Source organism: Nocardiopsis protaetiae, assembly GCF_045446735.1.
GTDB classification, from domain to species: domain Bacteria; phylum Actinomycetota; class Actinomycetes; order Streptosporangiales; family Streptosporangiaceae; genus Nocardiopsis; species Nocardiopsis protaetiae.
This window is the reverse complement of the sequence record NZ_JBJJBV010000483.1, coordinates 1-2,251: the sequence shown is the minus strand read 5'-3', so window position 1 is coordinate 2,251 and position 2,251 is coordinate 1. Positions and strand designations below refer to the sequence as shown.

Annotated in this window: 2 protein-coding genes; both read right to left on the bottom strand. The window is 67.8% G+C overall.

The window, feature by feature from the left end:
• Positions 1-160 precede the first annotated feature (160 nt).
• Positions 161-760 (bottom strand): hypothetical protein, encoded by a 600-nt coding sequence (locus ACJOT3_RS34110; RefSeq protein ID WP_406977259.1) that lies wholly within the window; start codon positions 758-760, stop codon positions 161-163.
• A gap of 32 nt (positions 761-792) precedes the next feature.
• Entirely contained in the window at positions 793-2,163 is a 1,371-nt protein-coding gene (locus ACJOT3_RS34105; protein ID WP_406977258.1) for a LysR family transcriptional regulator, read from the bottom strand.
• Positions 2,164-2,251: the final 88 nt, after the last annotated feature.

Here is a 2,251-nt window from a genome sequence, read left to right as displayed (position 1 = left end):
GGCACGGTAGAACAGCATGTGGAGCCTCTGGTGGGGCGGGTTTTCTTGGTCGTTAATCCATCTACCAGGGGCTTCTTGCTGTTCAGAAGGGCTTCAGGGAGACCGGTACGGGGCTGTGACCTGCACCTTCAGGATGAAAAAGGCTCAATAGGTCCATCATTCACTTCAGGGCCGCCTGTCGCTCCTGGACGCGCTGTTGCGCGATATTGCTGGTACGCACATCGCCGTAAGCATAAAGCGCCACTTCGGCCACCACGGAAGGCGCTTTCGTGTCGAGCTCGATCAAGAGCACGCCACCGTCGGCATCCTCCAGAAGCCGCGCCCGCCTCGCGAAGGTCGTCGCGTTCTGGACGACCTTGACTTCAAGGCCCTCACCTGTGGAGCTGAGGCCATCCACGAGCCCACCGGCGCCGGGAGACGATCGTGTGCTTCGCCAGAGCGTTACCCGATCACCGAGCACCTGGTACGCGAGCTCCTGCATGGAAATCGTTCTCAGCCGCGCGCGCAGGCGACTTCTCTGGCTGCCCTCGATGGTTTCAGTGGAGCCGGAGTCGAGCAGTTCCGCTGCGGCTGCAACGGTGCGGTCGTCCCAGCGGCGCCCCCTGCCCCGCGACCGGCTCACGGCGACGAGCGAGCGGCCGGCGAGAACCGTTCTGCCGGCGACGGTGCGGCTGACGAAGCGGCCACCGCGCGCGAGCCTCTGCACCTGACGCTGGCTCACACCAAGCTGGGAAGCGGCCTCCTGCGTGACGATCTCCATGACAGATATGGTCGCATGGGCGACCCTATACGTCAAAGGTCGCCATAAAACACCCCATCCGCCCCGAAGAAGAACGCAGCCTCCATCGCAAGGGGTGTGGCGCACGGACCCGTCACCTGCACCCCCGGAGGGCCGGGGAGGAGGGCCCTCCTCTTGATACCGCCCGGGGGTGATCTCCGGGCAACTCCTCTGGCCGACTTCGTGACTCCCGGTTCCTGGAACCGGTGGTCCGCCGGGCGCGGTATCCGCACCACCTGGCATGGAACAGGGCCGGATTCAAAAGCCGGGGTGTGCGATGCGACTCCGACCAGTGGCCCGGCCGGACCGTGGACGAGGTGCCGGTGGACGCGGTCCCCGAGGAGTTCGAGGGGCCCTTGCCGGTCAAGGTCCGGTTCCAGCGGCGAACGTCCGGCGGGCACCCGTGGTCGGTCGGGGCCGGGAGCGGGCAGGGCGGCGGAGGTGCCCCCGCCGCCGGGACTCACGCGGGGGCGGGGGATCTCCGGGTGGGGGCCGGACGGGTGGTGGGCGGCCAGGCGGGCCTCCATGTCGATGCCGCGGACGGTGTCCAGGAAGGCGCGCACGAGGAGGGGTTCGGGGTCGCGGTTCGCGGTGACGAGGCCGATGGTGTGGCCGATCTCCGGCTCGTCGAGCGGGATCGCGCGCATGCCGTCCGGGATGGGGTGCAGGTACAGCCAGGCGTGGGACATGACGGAGGACCACAGGCCCTCCTTCACGTAGGACCAGAGCGCGCTCACCGAGTCGGTCTCGACCACCGGGGTGGGCACGGTCCCGGCCCGGCGGAACGCGTCGTCGATGATGCGGCGGTTCTGCATCTCCGAGGTGAGCATGCACAGCGGCACCTCCGCGGCCTCGGCCCAGGTGAGGGTGTCCCGGTGGGTGAAGGGTCCCTCCGCCGAGGTGAGCAGGACGTAGCGTTCCCGGTAGAGGGGTCGGCGGCGGACGTCGCCCAGGGCCTCGTTGTCGAGGTAGGTCAGGCCCACGTCGATCTGGAACTCGGCGAGGCTCCGCCGGATCTGGGCCGAGGACATCGACCTGATGGAGACCCCGACGAGCGGGTGCTCCTCGCAGAAGGGCCGGGTCACCAGGGATATGGAGCTGAGGGTCGTCGGCATCGCCCCCACGCGGAGGCTGCCGCTCAGCCCCTCGCGCATGGCCTTCACGTCGTCCACCAGGGCGTCGTGGTCGGCCAGCACCCGCTGGGCCCACCGGACGACCCTTTCGCCCTCGGGGGTGAAACCGATGAACCGGTTGCTGCGTTTGACGATGGGAACGCGGAACTCGGTTTCGAGTTTTCTGATGGCCGCGGACAATGCGGGCTGTGAAACGTACTGATCTTTGATGTGTGGGTTGACAGCCGAGCGAGCTGGGAAAACCCTGGCCATGGAGCTTCCCCTCTCCTCTCCCCGCACTCCTGCCGAGTACGAGAAACGACGCCTGGTCGCCGCGGAGCTGTTCGACCAGGGCGAGCTG

Coding starts and splice junctions, on each gene's coding strand:
- ACJOT3_RS34110 (WP_406977259.1), bottom strand. CDS start 760: ATGGAGATCGTCACGCAGGAGGCCGCTTCCCAGCTTGGTGTGAGCCAG.
- ACJOT3_RS34105 (WP_406977258.1), bottom strand. CDS start 2,163: ATGGCCAGGGTTTTCCCAGCTCGCTCGGCTGTCAACCCACACATCAAA.